The organism is Roseateles sp. L2-2 (assembly GCF_050613215.1).
In the GTDB taxonomy this organism is placed as follows: domain Bacteria; phylum Pseudomonadota; class Gammaproteobacteria; order Burkholderiales; family Burkholderiaceae_C; genus Roseateles; species Roseateles noduli.
In genome coordinates this window covers 3,787,008-3,804,853 of sequence record NZ_CP192509.1, presented here as the reverse complement: position 1 = coordinate 3,804,853, position 17,846 = coordinate 3,787,008, and the positions used below count along the sequence as shown (strand labels likewise).

Annotated in this window: 17 protein-coding genes; 6 read left to right on the top strand and 11 right to left on the bottom strand. The window is 68.2% G+C overall.

Annotated features, from left to right (window positions below):
* Positions 1-17 precede the first annotated feature (17 nt).
* The 5 genes from ACQZ13_RS17035 to ACQZ13_RS17015 are packed head-to-tail and all read right to left on the bottom strand — an operon-like array spanning position 18 to position 4,151.
* Positions 18-500 carry a phage tail protein gene (locus ACQZ13_RS17035; protein ID WP_431046474.1) on the bottom strand — a complete coding sequence of 161 codons (483 nt, stop codon included), beginning with the start codon at positions 498-500 and terminating at the stop codon, positions 18-20.
* Complete coding sequence (locus tag ACQZ13_RS17030; protein WP_088407181.1) at positions 500-958, bottom strand: phage tail protein; 459 nt, start codon at positions 956-958, stop codon at positions 500-502. Before ACQZ13_RS17030 ends, ACQZ13_RS17035 begins: the two co-directional genes overlap by 1 nt.
* Positions 959-1,014: 56 nt before the next feature.
* Positions 1,015-2,631 carry a phage tail sheath family protein gene (locus ACQZ13_RS17025; protein ID WP_431046472.1) on the bottom strand — a complete coding sequence of 539 codons (1,617 nt, stop codon included), beginning with the start codon at positions 2,629-2,631 and terminating at the stop codon, positions 1,015-1,017.
* A gap of 18 nt (positions 2,632-2,649) precedes the next feature.
* Complete coding sequence (locus ACQZ13_RS17020) at positions 2,650-3,555, bottom strand: hypothetical protein (RefSeq protein WP_431046470.1); 906 nt, start codon at positions 3,553-3,555, stop codon at positions 2,650-2,652.
* Between the two features lie 23 nt (positions 3,556-3,578).
* Positions 3,579-4,151, bottom strand: a complete 573-nt coding sequence (locus ACQZ13_RS17015; RefSeq protein WP_431046468.1) for a DUF4255 domain-containing protein — start codon at positions 4,149-4,151, stop codon at positions 3,579-3,581.
* Between the two features lie 253 nt (positions 4,152-4,404).
* Between ACQZ13_RS17015 and ACQZ13_RS17010 the strand changes: the two genes are divergently transcribed.
* Genes ACQZ13_RS17010 through ACQZ13_RS17000 form a run of 3 tightly spaced genes read left to right on the top strand, consistent with a single transcriptional unit; the run spans position 4,405 to position 8,915 of the window.
* Positions 4,405-7,842 carry a winged helix-turn-helix domain-containing protein gene (locus ACQZ13_RS17010; protein ID WP_431046466.1) on the top strand — a complete coding sequence of 1,146 codons (3,438 nt, stop codon included), beginning with the start codon at positions 4,405-4,407 and terminating at the stop codon, positions 7,840-7,842.
* Complete coding sequence (locus ACQZ13_RS17005) at positions 7,839-8,357, top strand: hypothetical protein (RefSeq protein ID WP_431046464.1); 519 nt, start codon at positions 7,839-7,841, stop codon at positions 8,355-8,357. The genes ACQZ13_RS17010 and ACQZ13_RS17005 overlap by 4 nt, the downstream gene beginning before the upstream one ends.
* Before the next feature lie 15 nt (positions 8,358-8,372).
* Positions 8,373-8,915: a hypothetical protein gene (locus ACQZ13_RS17000; RefSeq protein WP_431046462.1), complete on the top strand. Its 543-nt coding sequence runs from the start codon at positions 8,373-8,375 to the stop codon at positions 8,913-8,915.
* A gap of 123 nt (positions 8,916-9,038) precedes the next feature.
* Here ACQZ13_RS17000 and ACQZ13_RS16995 read toward each other — a convergent pair whose 3' ends face one another.
* The 6 genes from ACQZ13_RS16995 to ACQZ13_RS16970 all read right to left on the bottom strand — a co-directional run bounded on the left by ACQZ13_RS16995 (position 9,039) and on the right by ACQZ13_RS16970 (position 13,045).
* Positions 9,039-9,407 (bottom strand): hypothetical protein, encoded by a 369-nt coding sequence (locus ACQZ13_RS16995; RefSeq protein ID WP_431046460.1) that lies wholly within the window; start codon positions 9,405-9,407, stop codon positions 9,039-9,041.
* Positions 9,408-9,580: 173 nt separating this feature from the next.
* A complete protein-coding gene (locus ACQZ13_RS16990) occupies positions 9,581-10,006 on the bottom strand; it encodes a hypothetical protein (RefSeq protein ID WP_431046458.1) in 426 nt (141 codons plus the stop codon).
* 5 nt (positions 10,007-10,011) lie between these two features.
* Positions 10,012-10,608 (bottom strand): hypothetical protein, encoded by a 597-nt coding sequence (locus tag ACQZ13_RS16985; RefSeq protein WP_431046456.1) that lies wholly within the window; start codon positions 10,606-10,608, stop codon positions 10,012-10,014.
* A gap of 95 nt (positions 10,609-10,703) precedes the next feature.
* Positions 10,704-11,225 carry a GAF domain-containing protein gene (locus tag ACQZ13_RS16980; RefSeq protein WP_431046454.1) on the bottom strand — a complete coding sequence of 174 codons (522 nt, stop codon included), beginning with the start codon at positions 11,223-11,225 and terminating at the stop codon, positions 10,704-10,706.
* The gene (locus tag ACQZ13_RS16975; protein ID WP_431046452.1) at positions 11,222-12,454 is read right to left on the bottom strand and encodes an EAL domain-containing protein; all 1,233 of its coding nucleotides are present in this window, start codon (positions 12,452-12,454) and stop codon (positions 11,222-11,224) included. The genes ACQZ13_RS16980 and ACQZ13_RS16975 overlap by 4 nt, the downstream gene beginning before the upstream one ends.
* A 183-nt stretch (positions 12,455-12,637) precedes the next feature.
* On the bottom strand, positions 12,638-13,045 hold the full coding sequence (locus ACQZ13_RS16970) for a DUF3224 domain-containing protein (protein WP_431046450.1): 408 nt from the start codon (positions 13,043-13,045) through the stop codon (positions 12,638-12,640).
* Between the two features lie 197 nt (positions 13,046-13,242).
* On the opposite strand from ACQZ13_RS16970, the gene ACQZ13_RS16965 reads away from it, so the two are divergent.
* The 3 genes from ACQZ13_RS16965 (at position 13,243) to ACQZ13_RS16955 (ending at position 17,773) form a co-directional block, all read left to right on the top strand.
* Positions 13,243-13,836 (top strand): hypothetical protein, encoded by a 594-nt coding sequence (locus ACQZ13_RS16965; protein WP_431046449.1) that lies wholly within the window; start codon positions 13,243-13,245, stop codon positions 13,834-13,836.
* Position 13,837: 1 nt separating this feature from the next.
* A complete protein-coding gene (locus ACQZ13_RS16960; protein ID WP_431046447.1) occupies positions 13,838-15,532 on the top strand; it encodes a hypothetical protein in 1,695 nt (564 codons plus the stop codon).
* Between the two features lie 111 nt (positions 15,533-15,643).
* Positions 15,644-17,773, top strand: a complete 2,130-nt coding sequence (locus tag ACQZ13_RS16955) for an acyl-CoA dehydrogenase (protein WP_431046445.1) — start codon at positions 15,644-15,646, stop codon at positions 17,771-17,773.
* The last annotated feature ends 73 nt before the right edge of the window (positions 17,774-17,846 follow it).

Sequence of the window (17,846 nt, the reverse complement as noted above, 5' to 3'; positions counted from 1 at the left end):
CGGACGCGTCACACGCGTCACATCAGGCGGTTCGATCCGGCGTAGGCCAGCTCGATGCGTTCGATGGCGACCTCGTTGCGGGTGGCCTGGAAGGCCTCGGTGGACCATTTCACCGGGTAGGCGTTCTGCACCGACCAGGCCCGCAGCGGGCCGCCGTCCTCGTCGAGCAGGAAGACGTGCAGCTGCTTGGGGAAGATCGGCCGCGCCAGGCCGCCTTCCAGCACCGACTGGCACCACAGCAGCAGCCGCGACTCCATCGTCGCGATGCCGCGGGAGAGCACCAGCTTCGGATGCTTCACCGCCTTGGGCAGCTGGTGGACGAAGGCGTTCTGTCCGCCTTCGACCACCGTCTCCGTCTCGATCTCCGGGCCCAGTCCGGTGACTTCCCGGAAGGCGCCGTCGGCGTCCTTCGCGTTGGCGCCGAAGGTCACCGCGAAGTGGAAGGCCGGCGGTGGGTAGAGCGGGGCGGAGGGCGGCGCGCCGATCTTCGGGAGCGCCATCAGGCGTTGGCGATGACGAGGCCCTCGTGCGCGATCACGATGGTCTCGATCGCCACCTCGTTGCCGGTGGACTTCAGATCGGTGCTGGTGATCTTGGTCGGCCACGCGTTGGTGAGGGTCCAGACCATGGTCGGCTTGCCGGCCTCGTCCAGGAGACTGATGGTCACCGGCTTGCGCTTGATGGTGTTCATCTTGATCTCGTTGAACCAGTCCCAGAACTTGTTGTCGCCCTTGAAGACGCCTTTCTTCATCGTGACGTCGCTGTACTTCTTCATGCCCGGCATCTTGAGCACCGAGAACGCGGGGCTGTCCCCGTGCCGGTACTCGATGGGTTGGGCTTCCACGTCCAGGCCGGAGACCTCCTGGAAGGACATCACCGCCGAGTCCCACTTCACTTCGAAGCGGAACTTGGGAAGGGGCCATACCGTGGTCGATTGCGCTGATCCGTCGTCTGCCATTGCCTGCCTCCGCGAGGGTTATGTGTACGAATTGGGGAGCCTGATGCCTCGCGGCATCACGACTTCTGCATCTGCTGCTGGAAGGTGATCTCGATGAACTCGGCCGGGCGGCTGATGGCGACCAGGACGGTCACGCGCAGGATGCCTTCGAGGATGTCCTCGGGGGTCATCGTCTCGCCCAGGCCGACGTGGACGCTGAAGGCGTCGTCGGGTACCGCGCCGGCCAGGCCGCCGCGCTTCCAGATCCCGGTGAGGAAGCTGGAGATCATGCTCTTGATGGTCACCCAGGTATTGGCCACGTTGGGCTCGAACACCATCGCCTTGGAGGCCAGCCGGCAGGACTCCTCCAGCATGATCATCGTGCGGCGCACGTTGACGTAGCGCCAGTCCAGGCTGTTGCCGTCCAGCGTGCGGGCGCCCCAGACGAGCACGCCTTCGCCGATGAAGGACCGGATCGCGTTGATGGACTTGCCCTGCGTGGTGACGTTGAGGTCTTCCTGGTCCTCGTGGGAGATGGTGACCTCGGGCGAGACCACGCCGTTGAGGCTGACGTTGGCGGGCGCCTTCCAGACGCCGCGCGTGTTGTCGACCATGGTGTACACGCCGGCCATGGCGGGCGAGGGCGGCAGCAGGTTGAGCCGGTTGCGCGCCTCGGTCATGACGGTGTTGTAGAGCGGGCTCATCGAGACCAGGCTCTTGTGCAGCAGCGACTTGTGGGTCTCCACCGCGACGGCGAGCGCGGCCGGCGTCAACGCCTTCTGCTTCTCGAGGTCGGACTTGGTGGAGCCGTTCACCAGGTCCGTCACGTACTTGGTCCAGTCGTCGTCGGTCTTGACGATGTCGGCCACGGCCTGCGTCTGCTGCGCGGTGCGCGGCGGCATGGCGGGGTCGACGGCGTCGGGCAGCGACAGCTCCTTGCGCAGCAGCTGGGCCAGCAGCGCGGGGTTGGCGATGCGGGTGTAGTCCAGGTCCTTGTCCTGCACGACGGTGGTGTTGACCCACGGGTAGTAGGCCGTCGCGAAGTCCAGGAAGTTGACGCCCAGGTCGTTGCGGAAGCCCTCGATCGGATCGCCGCCCGGGTCCTTGCGGTCCAGGTAGCCGTTCCAGACGTCCAGGATGGCGATGCGGTTGCGCATGCGGCCGCCGCAGTGCTGCAGCATGGCCTGCTGGACCGCGACGCAGTCGGCGCGCTTGAGCAGCACCGCGTCGGGGATGACCAGCATGGTCGGCTCCTGCTCCTTGATCAGGGTGTCGATGCCGTCGGTGAGCTTCTGGGACTCGACCAGGCCGTCGTAGTTGCCCACGGACACGATGTAGCAGGGGCCGCCGCCGTTCTGGAAGAAGTGCACCATGCCGTGGTACAGCAGGAAGCGGCCGCCGTCGCCGCCGTCGGCCTGCGTCAGCGCGTAGTCCTTGTCGTCGGCGCGGAAGTCCGAGCGCGTGTTGGCCGGCGCCTCCGCGATGGTCAGGTGGGGGTCGGGGCCGTGGCCGAAGTAGGTGTGGTACTCCGCCATCGAGCTGATGCGCCAGGGCTTGTTCAGCAGCGACTTGCCGCCGTTCTCCGCCCGGCGGGTGTAGCCGACGAAGGCGGGCACCGCGGTGGCCACCTCGACGACCGAGTTGGGAAACGCATTCTTCTCGACGATATAGACACCGGGTGTCTTCATAGCCATGGCGGCCTCCTCTGCGGGTTATCGATGCACATGGATCTCGGAGACGATCGCCGGTCGGCCGGCAATCGTCTCGCGGGCGAGCAGTCGCGCCGCCGCCGTGGGCAGACGGCGGATCAGCACCTTGTCGTTGGCGCCGGCGCTGCGCAGCTGGAAGCGGCGCGGCGAGCGCTGCGCCAGCGGCACCAGGCCGCGCGAGCGGATCGCCAGCATCGGCGTGCCGTCGTCCAGCCGCTCGGGCACGGGCGCGCTGAAGCCGGTCTCGCCGGACAGGTCGACGACGGCGAGCGCGGGCTCGGTCCAGTCGCCCAGCAGGCAGTACTTCCAGACCGTGGCGCGCGGCGCCAGCGGCCAGCGGTAGCGCGCCGGCCAGGCCGCGGGATCGCGCGCGGGGCCGTGCGCCGGCAGGCGCGACAGCGGCAGGCTCAGCAGCGCGAAGGGGACCACGCGACGGTCGTGCGGCGTCAGCAGGGGCTGGAAATCAGGCGCTTCGAGGGCCCTGGGCCGTGCGTCCAGCGCGACGTGGATCGCGTCGCCTTGCGCTGGCGTCGAGTCCGCGTCCGCCCGGGCATCCGCAGCAGGTTTCGACGTTCCTTGAGGCTCGACCCACAGCAACTCTCGCGGGCGATCCGCCGCATCCTCCGTGCCGCAGGCGAAGTCGTCGTCGGTGGCGAAGACGCACCAGCTCAGCGCGGCGCTGTCGTCGAAGGCGCCGGAGCGGTCCTCGGCGTCGTCGCGCAGGCGCTCGATCGCTTCGGCGGGGCCGTGGACGCGCAGCGAGCCGCCGTCGGCGCGCACCAGCGCGTCGGCGCGGCGCAGCCGCTCGGCGGTGGTGCCGGCGGGGACGAAGCGCAGGCCGCGGCAGCGGCCGTCGGCGTAGTAGCCGTGGGCGACGTCCACCTGCAGCAACGGGAAGTAGGGACCCATGGTCGGCTCCGCGGTTCAGCCGTTCAGCCGTGGACGCCGACCGACGGCGTGCGCACCGACGGCAGTTGCGCGTCGGGCTTGCGAGCATCGATGGAGAGCAGGCGCACCCGGTAGAGCACCGAGGGCACGTAACGGCCGCCGAGCACGCCCCACAGCGTGGCCAGGTCGTGCAGGCCCAGCGGCTCGATGTTCATCGTGAGCTTGTCGATGCGCGGATCCAGGCCGGGGGTGTTCTGCGGGTCGAGCACGGGAGTGGCCTGGAAGCAGGCGATGGTGCTGCCGATCAGCTTGAGCGCTTCCGGATAGGTGCTGCCGCCGTAATTGGCCGCGATCATCACCAGCAGGTTGAGCTGGACCGGCGGGGCGAAGCGCGCCGAGCGCTCGCCGCTGCCCAGCGCATGCGCCGGCATGCCGGGGACGGCGTCGCGCTCCAGGTTGACCAGGAAGGCGCAGAGCCGGTGGGAGGCGCCGGCGGCCGGGGCGCCGTCGGCCTCGTGCAGCGCGGTCACGGCGACCAGGTCCTCCGCCGACTGGTGCGAGCGGCGCAGCACGGCGTTCAGGTGGCCGGCGATGTGGAGGAGGGCGGCGTCGATCATGGGTTGAACGATAGGAGCCCCGTCCCCCGGCACCCATCCGACGGATGCCGATGTTGGACGGCGGGTTTGCGGAGATTCGCCTCGGCGCGACCGGGCCGGCGCGCGACGGGGCGTCTGGGGGCCGCGCGCGGGCGCGCGTGGTCTCCTGTCAAGCTGTCAGACCTTGCGGGGTGGAGATGCACACGCGCGATGCGATGACTCCTAGACTGCGCGCCATCACGGTCCGAAGAGGCCGGGACCTGGGAGTGCAGAGATGGAGCCGAGCATCGAGGAGGGGCCCTTGCCCGCCGCGGCCGCCGCCACGGCGGCGCGGGGGATGAAGGCGGGCGAGCCGCTGAGCTTCCTGCTGGGCGACTGGGTCGTGGACGTGCCCGCGCGCCGCCTGAAACGACTTCAGCGGGATGACGAGACGGTGACGCTGGAGCCCCGCCCGATGGCGGTGCTGGTGGCGCTGTGCCGTCATCCCGGCGAGGTCGTGTCGGCGGAGGCGCTGCTGCAGGACTGCTGGCCGGAGGCCACGACGCTGGGGGACAACCCGGTGCACAAGGTGGTGGCCGGGCTGCGGCGCGCGCTGGGCGACAGCGCCACCACGCCGCGATACATCGAGACCATCCGCAAGCAGGGCTACCGGCTGGTGGCGACGCTGGGCGTGCTGTCGGCGGAAGGGCCGCGCAGCCACGCGGGCGGCTGGCGGGGGCTGTCCCCGTTCCGCGGGCTGGAGCCCTTCGACGCGGCGCACGCGAGCGTGTTCTTCGGCCGCGACGACGCCGTCGCCGCCCTGCATGCGCGGCTGACGCGGCAATGGCGGCTGGGGCACCCGCTGATGGTGCTGCTGGGCCCCAGCGGGTCCGGCAAGACCTCGCTGGTGCAGGCCGGGCTGGTGCCGGCGTTGATGCGATCGACGCCGGACAACGACCCCGGCGCGGAACTGCTACGCGTCGGCGCCGCGGCGCTGGTCGACCTCGGCGCGCTGGGCGGGCTGGATGCCTGGGCCGGCGTGGCGGGCGCGATGCTGGACTGGGAGTGCCAGGGCGTGCCCCTGCTGTCCGGTTACAGCATCGAGACGCTGGCCGCGGACCTGCGTGAGACGCCGGGCGAGGTGCTGCGGCAGCTCACGATCGGGCTGGACGCGACACGGGCGCTGCGCAGCGGCGGGCAGACCCCGCCGCTGCTGGTGCTGGACCGCCTCGAGGCGGTCTTCCAGGGCGACGACGGGCAGCTCGGCGCCTGGTTCGCGATGCTGGAGCGCCTGGTGAGCAGCGCCCGGCTGGTGGTGCTGGCGATCTGCCGCAACGACTTCTATGCGGCACTGGCCCGCTGGCCGTCGCTGATGCGCGGCAAGGAGGACGGCGCCCACCTCGACCTGGCCCCGCCCGACGCGCGCGCGATCGCGCAGATGATCCGGCTGCCCGCGCGGGCCGCGGGCCTGAGCTACGGCGCCGACGAGAGCGGCCTCAACCGCCTGGACGACCGCCTGTGCATCGACGCGATGCAGGCGTCGGATGCGCTGCCGCTGCTGCAGTACACGCTGCAGCAGCTCTACCTGCACCGCGCGCCGGGCGACGTGCTGGCGTGGTCGGCGTACGAGGAACTCGGCGGACTGGAAGGCGCGATCGGACGCCGCGCGGAAGCGCTGCTCGGCGAGCTGCCGCAGGCGCAGCAGGAGGCGCTGCCCAGACTGCTGCCGCGGCTCGTCACGCTGGGCGGCGAAGAGGCGTCGCCGACCAGCCGGTGGATCGCGGCGTCAGAGCTGTCCGACCCGCAGGAACAGGCGCTGGTGCGCGCCTTCGTCGACGCGCGGCTGCTGGTGGCGGACCTGGCCGGCGGCGTCAACGGCTACCGCGTCGCGCACGAAGCGCTGCTGCGGCGCTGGCCGCGCGTGACGACCTGGGTGGCGCAGCACCGCGCGTCGCTGGCGGCGCGCGACGAACTGCGGCCCTGGGTCGCGCGCTGGATCGAGGCGGACCGGGCGGCGCCCTTGCTGATGCCGCGCGGCTCGACGCTGTGGACCGCGGCGCGCGCGCTGGCGGAGGCGCCGCAGCTCTTCGGCGACCGGGAGCGCGATTTCATCGAGTGCTCGCAGCGGCGCCTGCGCCGCCAGCGCTGGGGCCTGGGCGCGGCCAGCGCGGGGGCGTTCCTGCTGGCCGGCATCGCGGGCATCGCGGCCCTGGGCTACGCGCGGCAGGCCGAAGTCGCGGCGGAACGCCAGCGGCAGAGCCGGCAGCTGGCGTCCTTCATGCTGGGCGAACTGGCCGACAAGTTGCGGCCGATGGGGCAGCTCGACGTGCTCAGCCGCATCGGCGAGCAGGGCGTCAAGCTGCTCGCGCCGGCCGAAGGCGGCAAGGAGACGCCGACCGACGCGCTGCAACGCGCCCGGGCGCTGGTGGTCATCGGCGAGGTCAACAGCAGCCGCGGTCAGGGCCGCACCGACATCGCCGCGGACGCGCTGCATGCGGCGCTGCAGTTGCTGCTGCCGCTGGACCGCGCGGCGCAGCAGGATCCGGCCGCCTATTACAAGACCGTGGGCGCGGCGTCGTTCTGGCTCGGCCAGATGGCGTTCGACGCCGGCGACCTGGAGACGGCGACGCGCGAGATGACGCGTTACCGCGACGCCTCCGAGACCTGGCGCCAGGTCTTGCCTGAAGACATCGATGCCCAGGCGGAACTGGGCTTCGCGGTGAACAGCCTGGGCTCCATCGCGTTCCGGCGCGCGTCCTGGGACGAGGCGCAGGGCTGGTTCGAGCAGGCCCTCGCGCTCAAGCTGGCGGCCCTGGCCCGCAGGCCGCGCGATGCCGATGCCCAGGAGGCGGTCGCCAGTTCGCGCATGTGGCTGGGACGCGTGGCGCATATCCGCGGCAATCCGGTGCAGGCGCTGGCGCTGTTCGACGTCGCCCGCCAGCCGCTGGTCGAGCTGGCCGCGCGCACGCCCGACGCGCTGGTGCGCCAGCGCGACCTGGCGGCGGTGGAACAGCGCCGCGCCGATGCCATGCGGGCCTCGGGGCGGTTGAAGGAGGCGGTGGAGGCGCTGAGCGCGAGCGTGGCGCTGCTCCATGAAGCGGAGCGCCGCGACCCGAGCAACCGGTTCTGGTCGACCGACCGCCAGCACGCGCAGGCCAGCCTGCTGCTGCTGCGCAGCGATGCCGGCATGGAGGTGCGCGAGGCCTTGGACGCGCTGCGGGCGGACGTGCCGCCGCGGCCGCTGTCCGAGCCGGGACGCGAATTCCTGCGGCGCACGGTGCTGGCCCGCCTGGCGGTGGCCGAGGCGACGATCGCCGCGCGCGCCGGCCATTCCGCGGACTTCTCGCGTTGGCGGGCGACGGCGGATGCCGAGATCCAGACGCTGTTCGCGACCTCGCCGCGGGATTGGCAAAGCCTGGAACTGGCCGCGCGGCTGGGACTGCTGTCGCTGGCGATGTCCCCAGCGACGACCCCGGCGCCGACCTCGGCAAGTTCGCCGGCGACTTCGCCGGCCCCCCAGGCGATGTGCGAGTCCCTGCGCGACACCCTCGGGCCCGCGGTGGCAGCCGGGCAGGCCGGCCTGGTGCTGGAAGCCTGGCTGGCCGCGCGGCGCTGCCTGCGCCAGGACGGCGACGATGCCGCGGCCCTCGCACGACTGCGGACGGGCGGCTACGCGCCTGGTCTGCTCGATTTTTCCTCAACCCTCTCAACGACAAGGAAGATTCCCTCATGAGTCCGCTGACCTCTACCGACGCCGATTCCCGTGCCGACCATGCCGCCGCTGAAGGGCTTGAAGCGAATGTTCTAGGTCCTGGCATCGCGCAGTTCTTCGTCGTGCCCTGGGAGATCATCCGGAACACCGCGGGCGAGCCGATCTCGGTGACCTGCAAATACTTCGACTACAAGGGCGAGCCCGTCGGCGCGCAGCCGATGACATGTCCCCACGCCTTCTTCCTCCTGACGCAGGGGGGGCCGCCTAGCCTGCCCCGACCGACCGAACCCGTGGATGTCGCGTTGTTCTCCGCGACGGCCAGGACGCTGTCGTCCTCGTGCCTGCTCAACAGCAGCTTCAACGCGGCGCCGCTGCCCGACGGTTCGCTCGCGGTCACGGTGCCGGTGGCGCCCGAAACGACGCGCGGCGTGATCCTGGTGTTCCGCTATCCGGCCATCGGCCCCGTCCAGGGTCTGGTGGCCAGCTCCGATCCGGAGATCAAGAACACCAGCGGGACGTCGGAGCAGCCGGCCTGAGAGGAGCCCCTTGCCATGACTGATTTCGCAACGAGGGGGAAGATCGCGCTGGCGACGCACGACGCGCGCGCGCTTCGCGCGACGGCGGGCGCGCAGGCCGCTTTCCTGGCCCCGGGCCTGGCGCAGTTCTACGTGGTGCCGTGGGCGCTGCGGACGGTGCGCGACGGCGACGTGGAGACGACGCTGGTGGAGTGCCGCTACTTCGATGCGCAATGGCATCGCGTGGACGGCCCGCCGCTGCGCGGCGACTACGGCTTCTGCCGGCTGACGCAATGCGCGACGACCTGGCTGGGCGAGAGTCCCCCGGAGGCCCTGGACCTGACGCTGATGTCGGCGGTGGCCAGGACGACGAAACCGGCGAAGGCGCTGTCCGCGCTGGGCAGCCTGGGCAACAGCTTCATCGCGTCGGGGGCGCCGCGCGCCACCTCGCTGATCGTGCCGGTGCTGCCGGACACGACGCGCGGGATGGTGCTGGTGTTCCGCTCGCCGGCGGCCGGGGACAAGGTGACTGCGTTGATCGCGACTGAGGAGCCGCAGATCAGCCGCGGGAAGTTCTAGCGGGAACGATCTGTTTCTATCCCGCGCGTCCAGAGCCGCTCGCCTCTTCAAGGGGCGAATTCCGTCTCAAGGCAGGAAGCTGGTGCTCCTGGGCGCGCGTGCAGGAACAGTCAAGCGGGACTTTCAGAACTCGGCCCGGTACCGGTTGTCGTTGACGCCTGGGAGTCCGAAGACGAGGCTGAAATCAGGGTTCTCGCCGAGGTCCTCGATCTGCATGGCTGGACGCTGCTGCACCCAGTGGTAGCGAGCGATATAGACATGCCGGGGCTTCATTTCCGGAATGGTGATTTCGCGTCGACCTTCGTTCCAGGTGATCAAGGGGCCTGAGAACTGGTAGTTGGCCTTGGAAACGATGGCGAAACGGTGCGTTCCAGGTTTGACACGGACCCAGAACGGATGGCCGTTCTTCCAGGACGGCGTCGTCACCGAGTCCACCGCCGAGATGCGCGCGTCGGCGACTTGCGCCGTCGACTGGTCCAGCGCGACGAACACGGCCGTATCCGCTCGAGGATGTTGATCCTCATAGGCCATGTAGGGTTGACTCTGGTGGAAAGCGCATCCGGTGAGCGCAGCGACGGCGAATAAGACAACGCTCGATCTGATCATCTGGTCCTCGTTTCAATGACCGGACGACACCCCGGTCCGGGGCATTATGAAACGGGTCGTCAGTTGCGGAGACCGCGTACCAGGCTGCGGCCGCCGTTCGCCAGCAGCGCCTTGTGATACGGCATGCTGCGCATCGGCGGGCAGGCGAGCACGGCATCGATGAACACCTGGGGCGGCAGGTACCGGTGGGCCGCGATGTAGTGGACGATGCCCACCGGTGCCGCGTAGATGCGGCCATTGAACGGCACGAAAAGGTTGGTCGAAAACCAGGGGCCGTCGTACTGGCACAGCTCGCACTGGTGGGAGCCGGCGGCGGCGAACGGCGCCCAAGGGTCCGCGCAGAGGGCTTTCAGCTTCTCGAAGAAAACCGGGGACACGTCACCGCGCGGGAAGCCGTCGTCCTCGCCGAGCCAACCCACCGCGAGGATCGCCTCGCAGTCGCCGGCCAGATAGGTGCAGCGATCCAGATCCTTGAGTGAGGTCACCGGACTCAGCCCTTGCCGTCGTAGCGGATGACGCGTCCCGGTTGCAGCAGCCGCTTCTCGACCGGCCGCCCGGCCAGCGCGGGGTTCTTCTTGATCGCCAGCTCGGTGTCCCGCTCGAACTCGTCGCGGATGGAGAACAGCGTGTTCATCGTGCAGGCCTGCGGCATGAAGACCTCGCCGCCGTAGATCAGCTCGCCCGCGGCGATCTCGACGACGTAGTTCGGAATGATGATCTGCGAGACATACGGATTCGCCACGACAGGGCGGATCTCATACTTGCCCGGCGGCAACGCCACGGCATTGATCGTGCCGTGGTGGTCGGAGTAATCGCTCTTGTAGACGTAGACGTCCACGTCGATCAGCTTGACCGAGTCCGGCGAACTGCCGGTCTTGGCATCGACGACCTTCAGGAAGGTTCCCAGGACAACGCATTGCGTGGGTGCGCCGGCGGACAGAAGCAGCACGCCCTGGTCCTTGCCGTTCAAGGCGGCAGCGGGCAGCCGATCCACGCCGGTCCGGTTGTCCATGCTCCCGCATCCGGTCAGCAGTCCCATCGCGCCAAGCATCGCCGCGCCCGCCCATTGCCGCAGAGTATTCGCCATCGGTCCCTCCCGATTTCTGTGGCGCGGACGTTATCACTTTGTATGCGCGAGTCCTTGCGGGACGCGTCGGGCCATCCCTCAACACGCGACCGGGGTCAGGGCGTGCCAGGCCCCAGCGCCTGAGCCTCGGTCGTCATCTGGATGAGCCGCTCCTCCACCGCGCTCGCGGCGCCCTTGAGCATGCGAATCTGACCGTCGTCGAAATCGGCGCGCGGCCGGTGATCGATGACGCACAGCGAGCCCAGGCACACGCCGCGCAGGTAGACCGGCGCGCCGGCGTAGAAGCGGATGTGGGGCGCGTCCACCACCAGCGGGTTGTCGACGAAGCGCTCGTCCGCGCGGGCGTCCAGGACCACCATGGGTTCCGGCCACCACAGCACGTGGGCGCAGAAGGAGCAGCTGCGCGCGGTCTCGCGGACGTCGAGACCGGTGATGGCCTTGAAGAACTGGCGCTCCCGGTCGATGAAGGAGACGGCGCTGATGGGCGCGTGGAACGCCCTGGCCACGGTGACCGTGAGCGCGTCCAGGAAGGGATCGTGCGACTCCGACAGCAGGCCGAAGCGTTCGAGCGTGGCCAGCCGCCAGGCCTCGTCTTCGGGGTAGGGCGCGCAGATCACGGCGCGTCGTCCGCGGGGATGTGCACGCGCAGGTCGCCGCACAGGATGGCCGTGCGGCCTTCGAGCTCGAAGGCGATGGAGCCGGTCAGGCACATCCAGCCGCCCTGGAGCGTCAGATACGGCCGGGTCAACTGGACAGACCCCGGGAAGGTCACCGCGCGGCGGAAGTACTGGCGGCGCGACCAGCGCGCGCCGGCGCAGTTGTGCAGCGGCTCGAACTGCTCGACGCGCTGCAGCTTCTCCCGCGCGGCGTCGTCGCGGAAGGCGATGTCGGCGAGCTGCCGTCCCTGGTCGTCGAGCAGGTAGCACATCGACGCGTTGGGCGCGGACAGGAAGTCCGCGCAGGCCTCGTTCATCGGCACGCCCGCCGCCAGGGCGATGCTGGCCAGGCGGAGCCGGTCGCAGTGCAGCGCCATGGACTCGCGCCAGCGGTCGTCCTTGCGCGACTGCGCCTCGTCGAAGCTGCTCCACGCGGCGTCCAGCGCCTCGCTGCCGTCCTCGATCGCGAGCGTCGCCGTCTGCGGACGGCCGAAGTAGTAGCCCTGGACGAAGTCGGCGTCGCAGGTGAGGGCGATGTGGGCGCCCTGCAGCGTCTCGATGCCTTCCACGAGCACGAGCGCGCCGCACTCCTGCAGCAGCGAGACCATGCGCTGGAGGATGCGCAGCGCCTTCGGATCCTGCTTGGCCCGCATCAGCACGCGGCGGTCCAGCTTGACCAGATGCGGGGCGAGGTCGAAGACGCGCTCGAAGTTCGAATGCCCGGCGCCGAAGTCGTCGAGCGCGATCAGGCAGCCCTTGGCGCGCAGGCGCTGCAGCGCGGGGTAGACGCGTTCGTCCTCGAAGAGCGGCGATTCCAGCACCTCGATCACGACGCGCGACGGCCGGATGCCGCTGGCGTCCAGCGCGCGTTCGATCTCGTCGAGGGCGCCGGTCGATTCGAGCAGCGCGGCGGGATGGAGGTTCAGCAGCAACCACTCGGGCGCGTCCTGCTTGCCCATGGCGACATAGGCAGTCAAGTGCTGCCGCACGGCGCGGACGTCCAGGTCCGCGCGCGCCCGGTGGTCGGGCAGGGCGTCGAAGAGCAGGTTGGGCGCGATGGGCCGACCCTCCGCATCGGTGGCGCGGAGCAGCGCCTCATGACCGACCAGGCGGCCATGAGTGAGGCTGAAGACCGGTTGAAACGCCGTGGCGAGATCGCAGGTCGCCGACCCTTCGAGGATGGGATTCATCGCGGCGATGCAGAGGCAGGTTTCATGCCTGGATCATCGGGGGGATGCGGGTTTCCCTGTAGAGGAGGGCGACGCAAGCGCGTGTGGGTCGTTGCCCTACAGCGCTCCGCTCCTCCTGGCGCGTCCTGGCGGGTACTCGCGCGTCCTCTTGGGCACTCGTGGGTTGACGAGCGCCAGGCGGATCTACGCCGTCGGTAGCCGATAGTTGAATTCGTAGAAGTGCTTGCCGTCCCGAATGTCGATGCCGAGCGTGCCGCTCAACCCGACCAGCTCGCCGGTGCCGGAGTCCGGTACCACCTGGACGAGGAGCTTGGGCGTGCCGCGCGCCATTTCGCCGAAGTGCATGAGAACGAACGAGCCGCTGCGACCCGCAAGCCGCCCTTCGACGCGCTCCATGGCGACGTAGCCGGCCGAGCTCGGCTCCGCGCTGCGGAAGGACATCATGTGGCCCAGGCCGCTCGCTTCGAGTTCGCCGTGGAACTGCTTGCGGAGCAGCAGGTGGCCGAGGTTCGCCTCGGCTTCCTCGGGCGCTGCGGTCAGGGGCGTCAGTTGCACGTCGAAGGTGCCGTGGATGGTGTGGCTCTGGGTCATGGTGGCCTCGTGTTAGCAAGAAGCATTCTCCTCCTCGGGCGGGGAGAACCGCTTGGCCACTTCCGAATCTCAGACCCGTGTCACACGCCCGGTGGCTCCGCAATCTTGAGGATGCGTTCAGGTCTTCCACGGAGCGATGCTTCTGAAGTGATGTCTTATCGCCGGAGGCCTAAATCTAGCCGACGTCAGGAGAAGCCATGAGCCAGTCAGCAGATGAAATCGCAGCAACCAAAAGACGCTTGGTGAAGGCGGAGGCAGAAGCGCTCGGCGCATCGGTTGGCCTACCGGGGGCGGCTCTGGAAAGGCTGATCGACTACAGCGGTGCAATCAGCATTGAGGGCGACATGTCGGGAGTCGCCGCTGCACCCGAGCGGCTGCGGAGCGATTCGAGGGTTCTCAGGATCATCGTCAGAGACGATCTCCTTAAGCCAACCGAGTTTTTCTTGTCGCTCTTGAAGGATTGCATCTCCCTGTCCAGCGCCATCGGCGCCTTGTTTGCAGGCGGTCCGAACGCGATCACCGTCGGCGCCATCGCCAGTTCAGTCGCAGACCTTCACGACCTTTTTCGCAAGACATCGGCCTATGTCCATCGTTTGACGCCATTGCAGTGGTCTGTCATCTGGGAGCTGCGACTCGCCAAGCGTGCATCCATCGACGAACTGGCCCAGAGGCTTCCCCAGATTGCGTCGAAGGACATTGAAGCCACCCTTCGCCAGTTCATGATCAGCGAACAGATGCCAAAGAACTTCACGAGGGAACGCGAGGGACAGTGGGAGCTGGTGGGAGTTTGACATGAGCGGCTATTTCGATCCGATCACTGGCGTGGTAGGCCTAGAGGACCGGCAGATCATGGATCTCCTCGGCGGAAGGAGTCTCGAAGACCTGGAGCACAGTGATGCGCTGCTTCGAACTTTTCTGCACGAGGCCACGCATCATGCAAGCGTTATCGGTGATATCGGGGCAGCCTACGCGGCGTTGCTTGCGAGCACCGATATCAGCAGCGAGACGTCATTGATCCGTCCTAGGCAGTCGACGCCAATGGCCCTGGATATGCACACGCGCGACTGGCTCCTCTTCCAGCTCTGCCAGGCGTATTACGTGCCGATGCTCGAGGGTCTGGCTGTCTACGCGGAGTACGACCTTTTCAGCTGTGCCGTGGATGTCGATAGCGGACCTCTTTTGCATGCCAAGTCGATCTATCTGGGTAAGAAATTCAAGGCAGCCGTATCCGCAGCGTTGAAGCGGATGCGACACGTAGCTGACCCTAGCGAATCAGAAACGCTGCTCGCAGAGATGACGAAGGTTCGAGAGGATCATTTCAATCAATACCTCCGCGAGCAGCGGCTGACAGGAACGGCGGTCATGTTCAAGCGACAACTGCTTGCGACGCCGCTGGATCGTACGAATCCGCTGAGCTGCTACCTGCTCGGCTACCTGGCGATCAAGGGACTCTACGCGAGGAGGCTCCCCCCATCGCCGCTTCGGATGTCCACTCTGTTCCACTTGGGGGTGCAGGCGACCATATTTCGAGATCTGGACGTTGCGATCAGACTCGTCTCCACTCACGACATGGATATCAACGATGTCCAGGTGACGTGTGGCGAAGTAATCTCGCGCATCCAGGACAGGTTGGACCTCTTCATGACCAATGGTCGAGAGGTGCTCCTGAGGATTCAGGCGACGACGACCGGGGAAAGCAAGGAGATTGATGAGCAACTTCTATCTAGTTGTCTGTTTCGAATGGGTCGGGAGGTCCATCCCTTAGCATCGAACCACTTCGGTTATCGACACATCTTCAGGCACGCCGCTACACCGGTCCTTCTTGAGCACTCCGGAAGCGACGTTTGCGTTCGGGCTATCGATGGAAACCTCTTAGGACACTGCCCCACGGTGCCGAACTCGGATCACGCACCGCAAGGCACCGTCGAGATCGCGTCTACGCCCAGTGGATCCGAACTGGCGCTCCTGATCTTGACGGCAGATGGGCTGGTCGCAGCTAGGTGCATGAGAACCGGTGCGTGGAATGTGCCTGAGCAGGTCGCACTGTTCGACGAAATGCCGTCTTCAGTTCTTGCTCACCAGCGTTTGCAGCATCGCGTCCCAGGAGCCCTTCCGGTCAACGCGCCGAAAGGGGAGGTCGCCGAGGTGCTGGCTGACACCGCGGAACAGTTGCGAACGCTAGGCGAGCAGGTGTTGCTCAACCTAGCGTTCCCCGTTCCCATAGAGATTCGAGCCCGCGCAAAGGAGATCCTCAGAGAGGCTGGCTTTGGAGGGATTTTTCCGGGTGGTGAGATCGAGGAGCTCGCAAAGTACTCGCTCATCTTCTCAGGTGAGGGACTATCTATCGAAGAGGGAGCCAGACTGGAGGGGCGCAGTCCGGAGGCCTGTGTCGCGCGCATCGACGAGTTCAATGCGAGGGCCATGGAGGCAATCGGCGTCCCGCTCTTTCAGATGACCGACCCGCAGTTCGCGACGTCTCTCATCTGATCCGGAGCCCACGTTCCCACGCTATTGCTCATTCGCTGCGGCCTTCAGTCCTACGCACAGGTACGACCCAGACTGACGCAAGCGGAGGGCTGGCCGACCTAGGCTAGCCCCATGGGATTCCACCGACTGCTCGGGCGTCTGGCGATGACGCCGTTCTCCAAGGCCTTGCCCGCGATGGGCGACACCGAACGCGCCGCGCTCGAAGCCGGCACCGTCGGTTTCGAAGGGCAGCTCTTCGCCGGCAGTCCGGACTTCGACGCGTTGATCGCGCAAGGCCCGAACCGCCTCACCGACGAGGAGCGCCGTTTCCTCGACAACGAGGTGACCACGCTCATCGGCATGCTCGACGACCACGCCATCGACGAGGCCGGCGATCTGCCGCGCGACGTCTGGGCCTACCTGCGGCAGCATCGCTTCTTCGGGATGATCATTCCCAAGGAATACGGCGGACTGGGCTTCGGCCACTACGCGCATGCCGAGGTCGTGACCCGCATCGCCACCGTCAACACCGCCTGCGCGGTGACGGTGATGGTGCCCAACTCGCTCGGTCCGGCGGAGCTGCTGCTGCGCTACGGCACGCCGGCGCAGCAACAGCATTACCTGCCGCGTCTGGCCGACGGTCGCGAGCTGCCGTGTTTCGGGCTCACCTCGCCTTACGCCGGCTCGGACGCCGCCTCCATCCCCGATCGCGGCGTGCTCACCGAACGCGTCATCGACGGCAAGACCGTGCGCGGCTTCAGCGTGCGCTTCGACAAGCGCTACATCACGCTCGCGCCCGTGGCGAGCGTGGTGGGCCTGGCCTTCCAGGCGATCGACCCGACGCGGCCGGAGGGCGAGCAGGCGCTCGGCATCACCTGCGCGTTGCTGCCGGTGCCCACGCCCGGGATGGAGATCGGCCATCGCCACCATCCGATGAACTCGGCCTTCATGAACGGCCCCATCCGCGGCGAGGACGTCTTCGTGCCGATGGATTGGGTGATCGGCGGCGAGGAACGGGTCGGGCAGGGCTGGCGGATGCTGATGGAGTGCCTCGCCGCAGGCCGTGCGATCTCGCTGCCGGCGCTGGGCGCGGCGATGCAGCAGACCGCGCTGTTCGTGGTCAACGGCTACGGTCAGGTGCGGGAGCAGTTCGGCCTGCCCATCGGGCGTTTCCACGCCATCGCGGGTATCACCGCGCAGATGGCGGCGCGGCTCTACGCGACGGACGCGGCGCGCCGCTACACCGCCGCGGCGCTCGACGCCGGCGAGCAGCCCAGCGTCGCCAGCGCGATCCTCAAGGTGCAGCTCACCGAAGCGGGACGCCGCGCGGTCAACGACGGCATGGACGTGCTCGGCGGCAAGGGGATCATCTCCGGCCCGCGCAACCTGCTCGGCGTGGCCTACCGCCACGCGCCCATCGCCATCACGGTGGAAGGCGCCAACCTGCTGTCGCGCGCGCTGATCATCTTCGGCCAGGGCGCGACGCGCTGCCATCCCTTCGTGCTGGAGGAGATGTCGGCCGTGCAGGCGCAGGATCCGGAACGCCTCGGTCGCGCGCTCTCGGGCCACGTCGGCCATGTGATGCGAAATCTCTGGCGCAGCCTGGCGCACGCGCCGCTGCGCGGCCAGGTGCCGGACGACCTGCGCGCCGAGGCGAAACTCATCGCGTCGCTGTCCGCCCGCTATGCGCTGACCGCCGACCTCGCCATGGGGCTGCTCGGCGGCAAGCTCAAGCGCATGGAGCTGTTGTCGGCGCGCCTGGGCGACATCCTCGCCGCGCTCTATCTGGCCGCCGCCTGTGTGTGGCGCTACCAGATGGAGAACGATCCGGCGATGAAGCCGGTGGCACGCGCGGCGATCCGTCTGCAGCTGCACGAGGCCGCGACCTTGCTGCACGATCTCTACGCCAATCTGCCGTCGCGCTTCCTGCGCGTGATCGCGCCGATGCTGTTGCACGGCACCGGCCATCTGGCGCCGCTGCGCGATCGCGAAGCTATCGCACTGGCCGACGCGCTGCGTACGCAGCCGGAGCTGGTGCGTCGACTGTGTCCCGACGTCTCGCGTCCGAAGCTCGGCGGTCTGCTCGACCTGATGGGTGCGCTCGACGCAGCCCGCGCGCTGGGCGGCGAGGTCGCCGAACTCAACAAGGCGCTGCGTCGCTCCGGATCGCTGGAAGAGGTGGCACGCGGATCGCGCAACCCCGAGGCCGCGCTGGCCTATCTGCGTGCCGCCGAGCAGGTCATTGCTGTCGACGAGGACTGACCGTCAGCGACGATTGCCGTTCATTCGCGTTAATTGCGGTTCACTGCCGTCCATCGGCGGATGGCGATGCGAT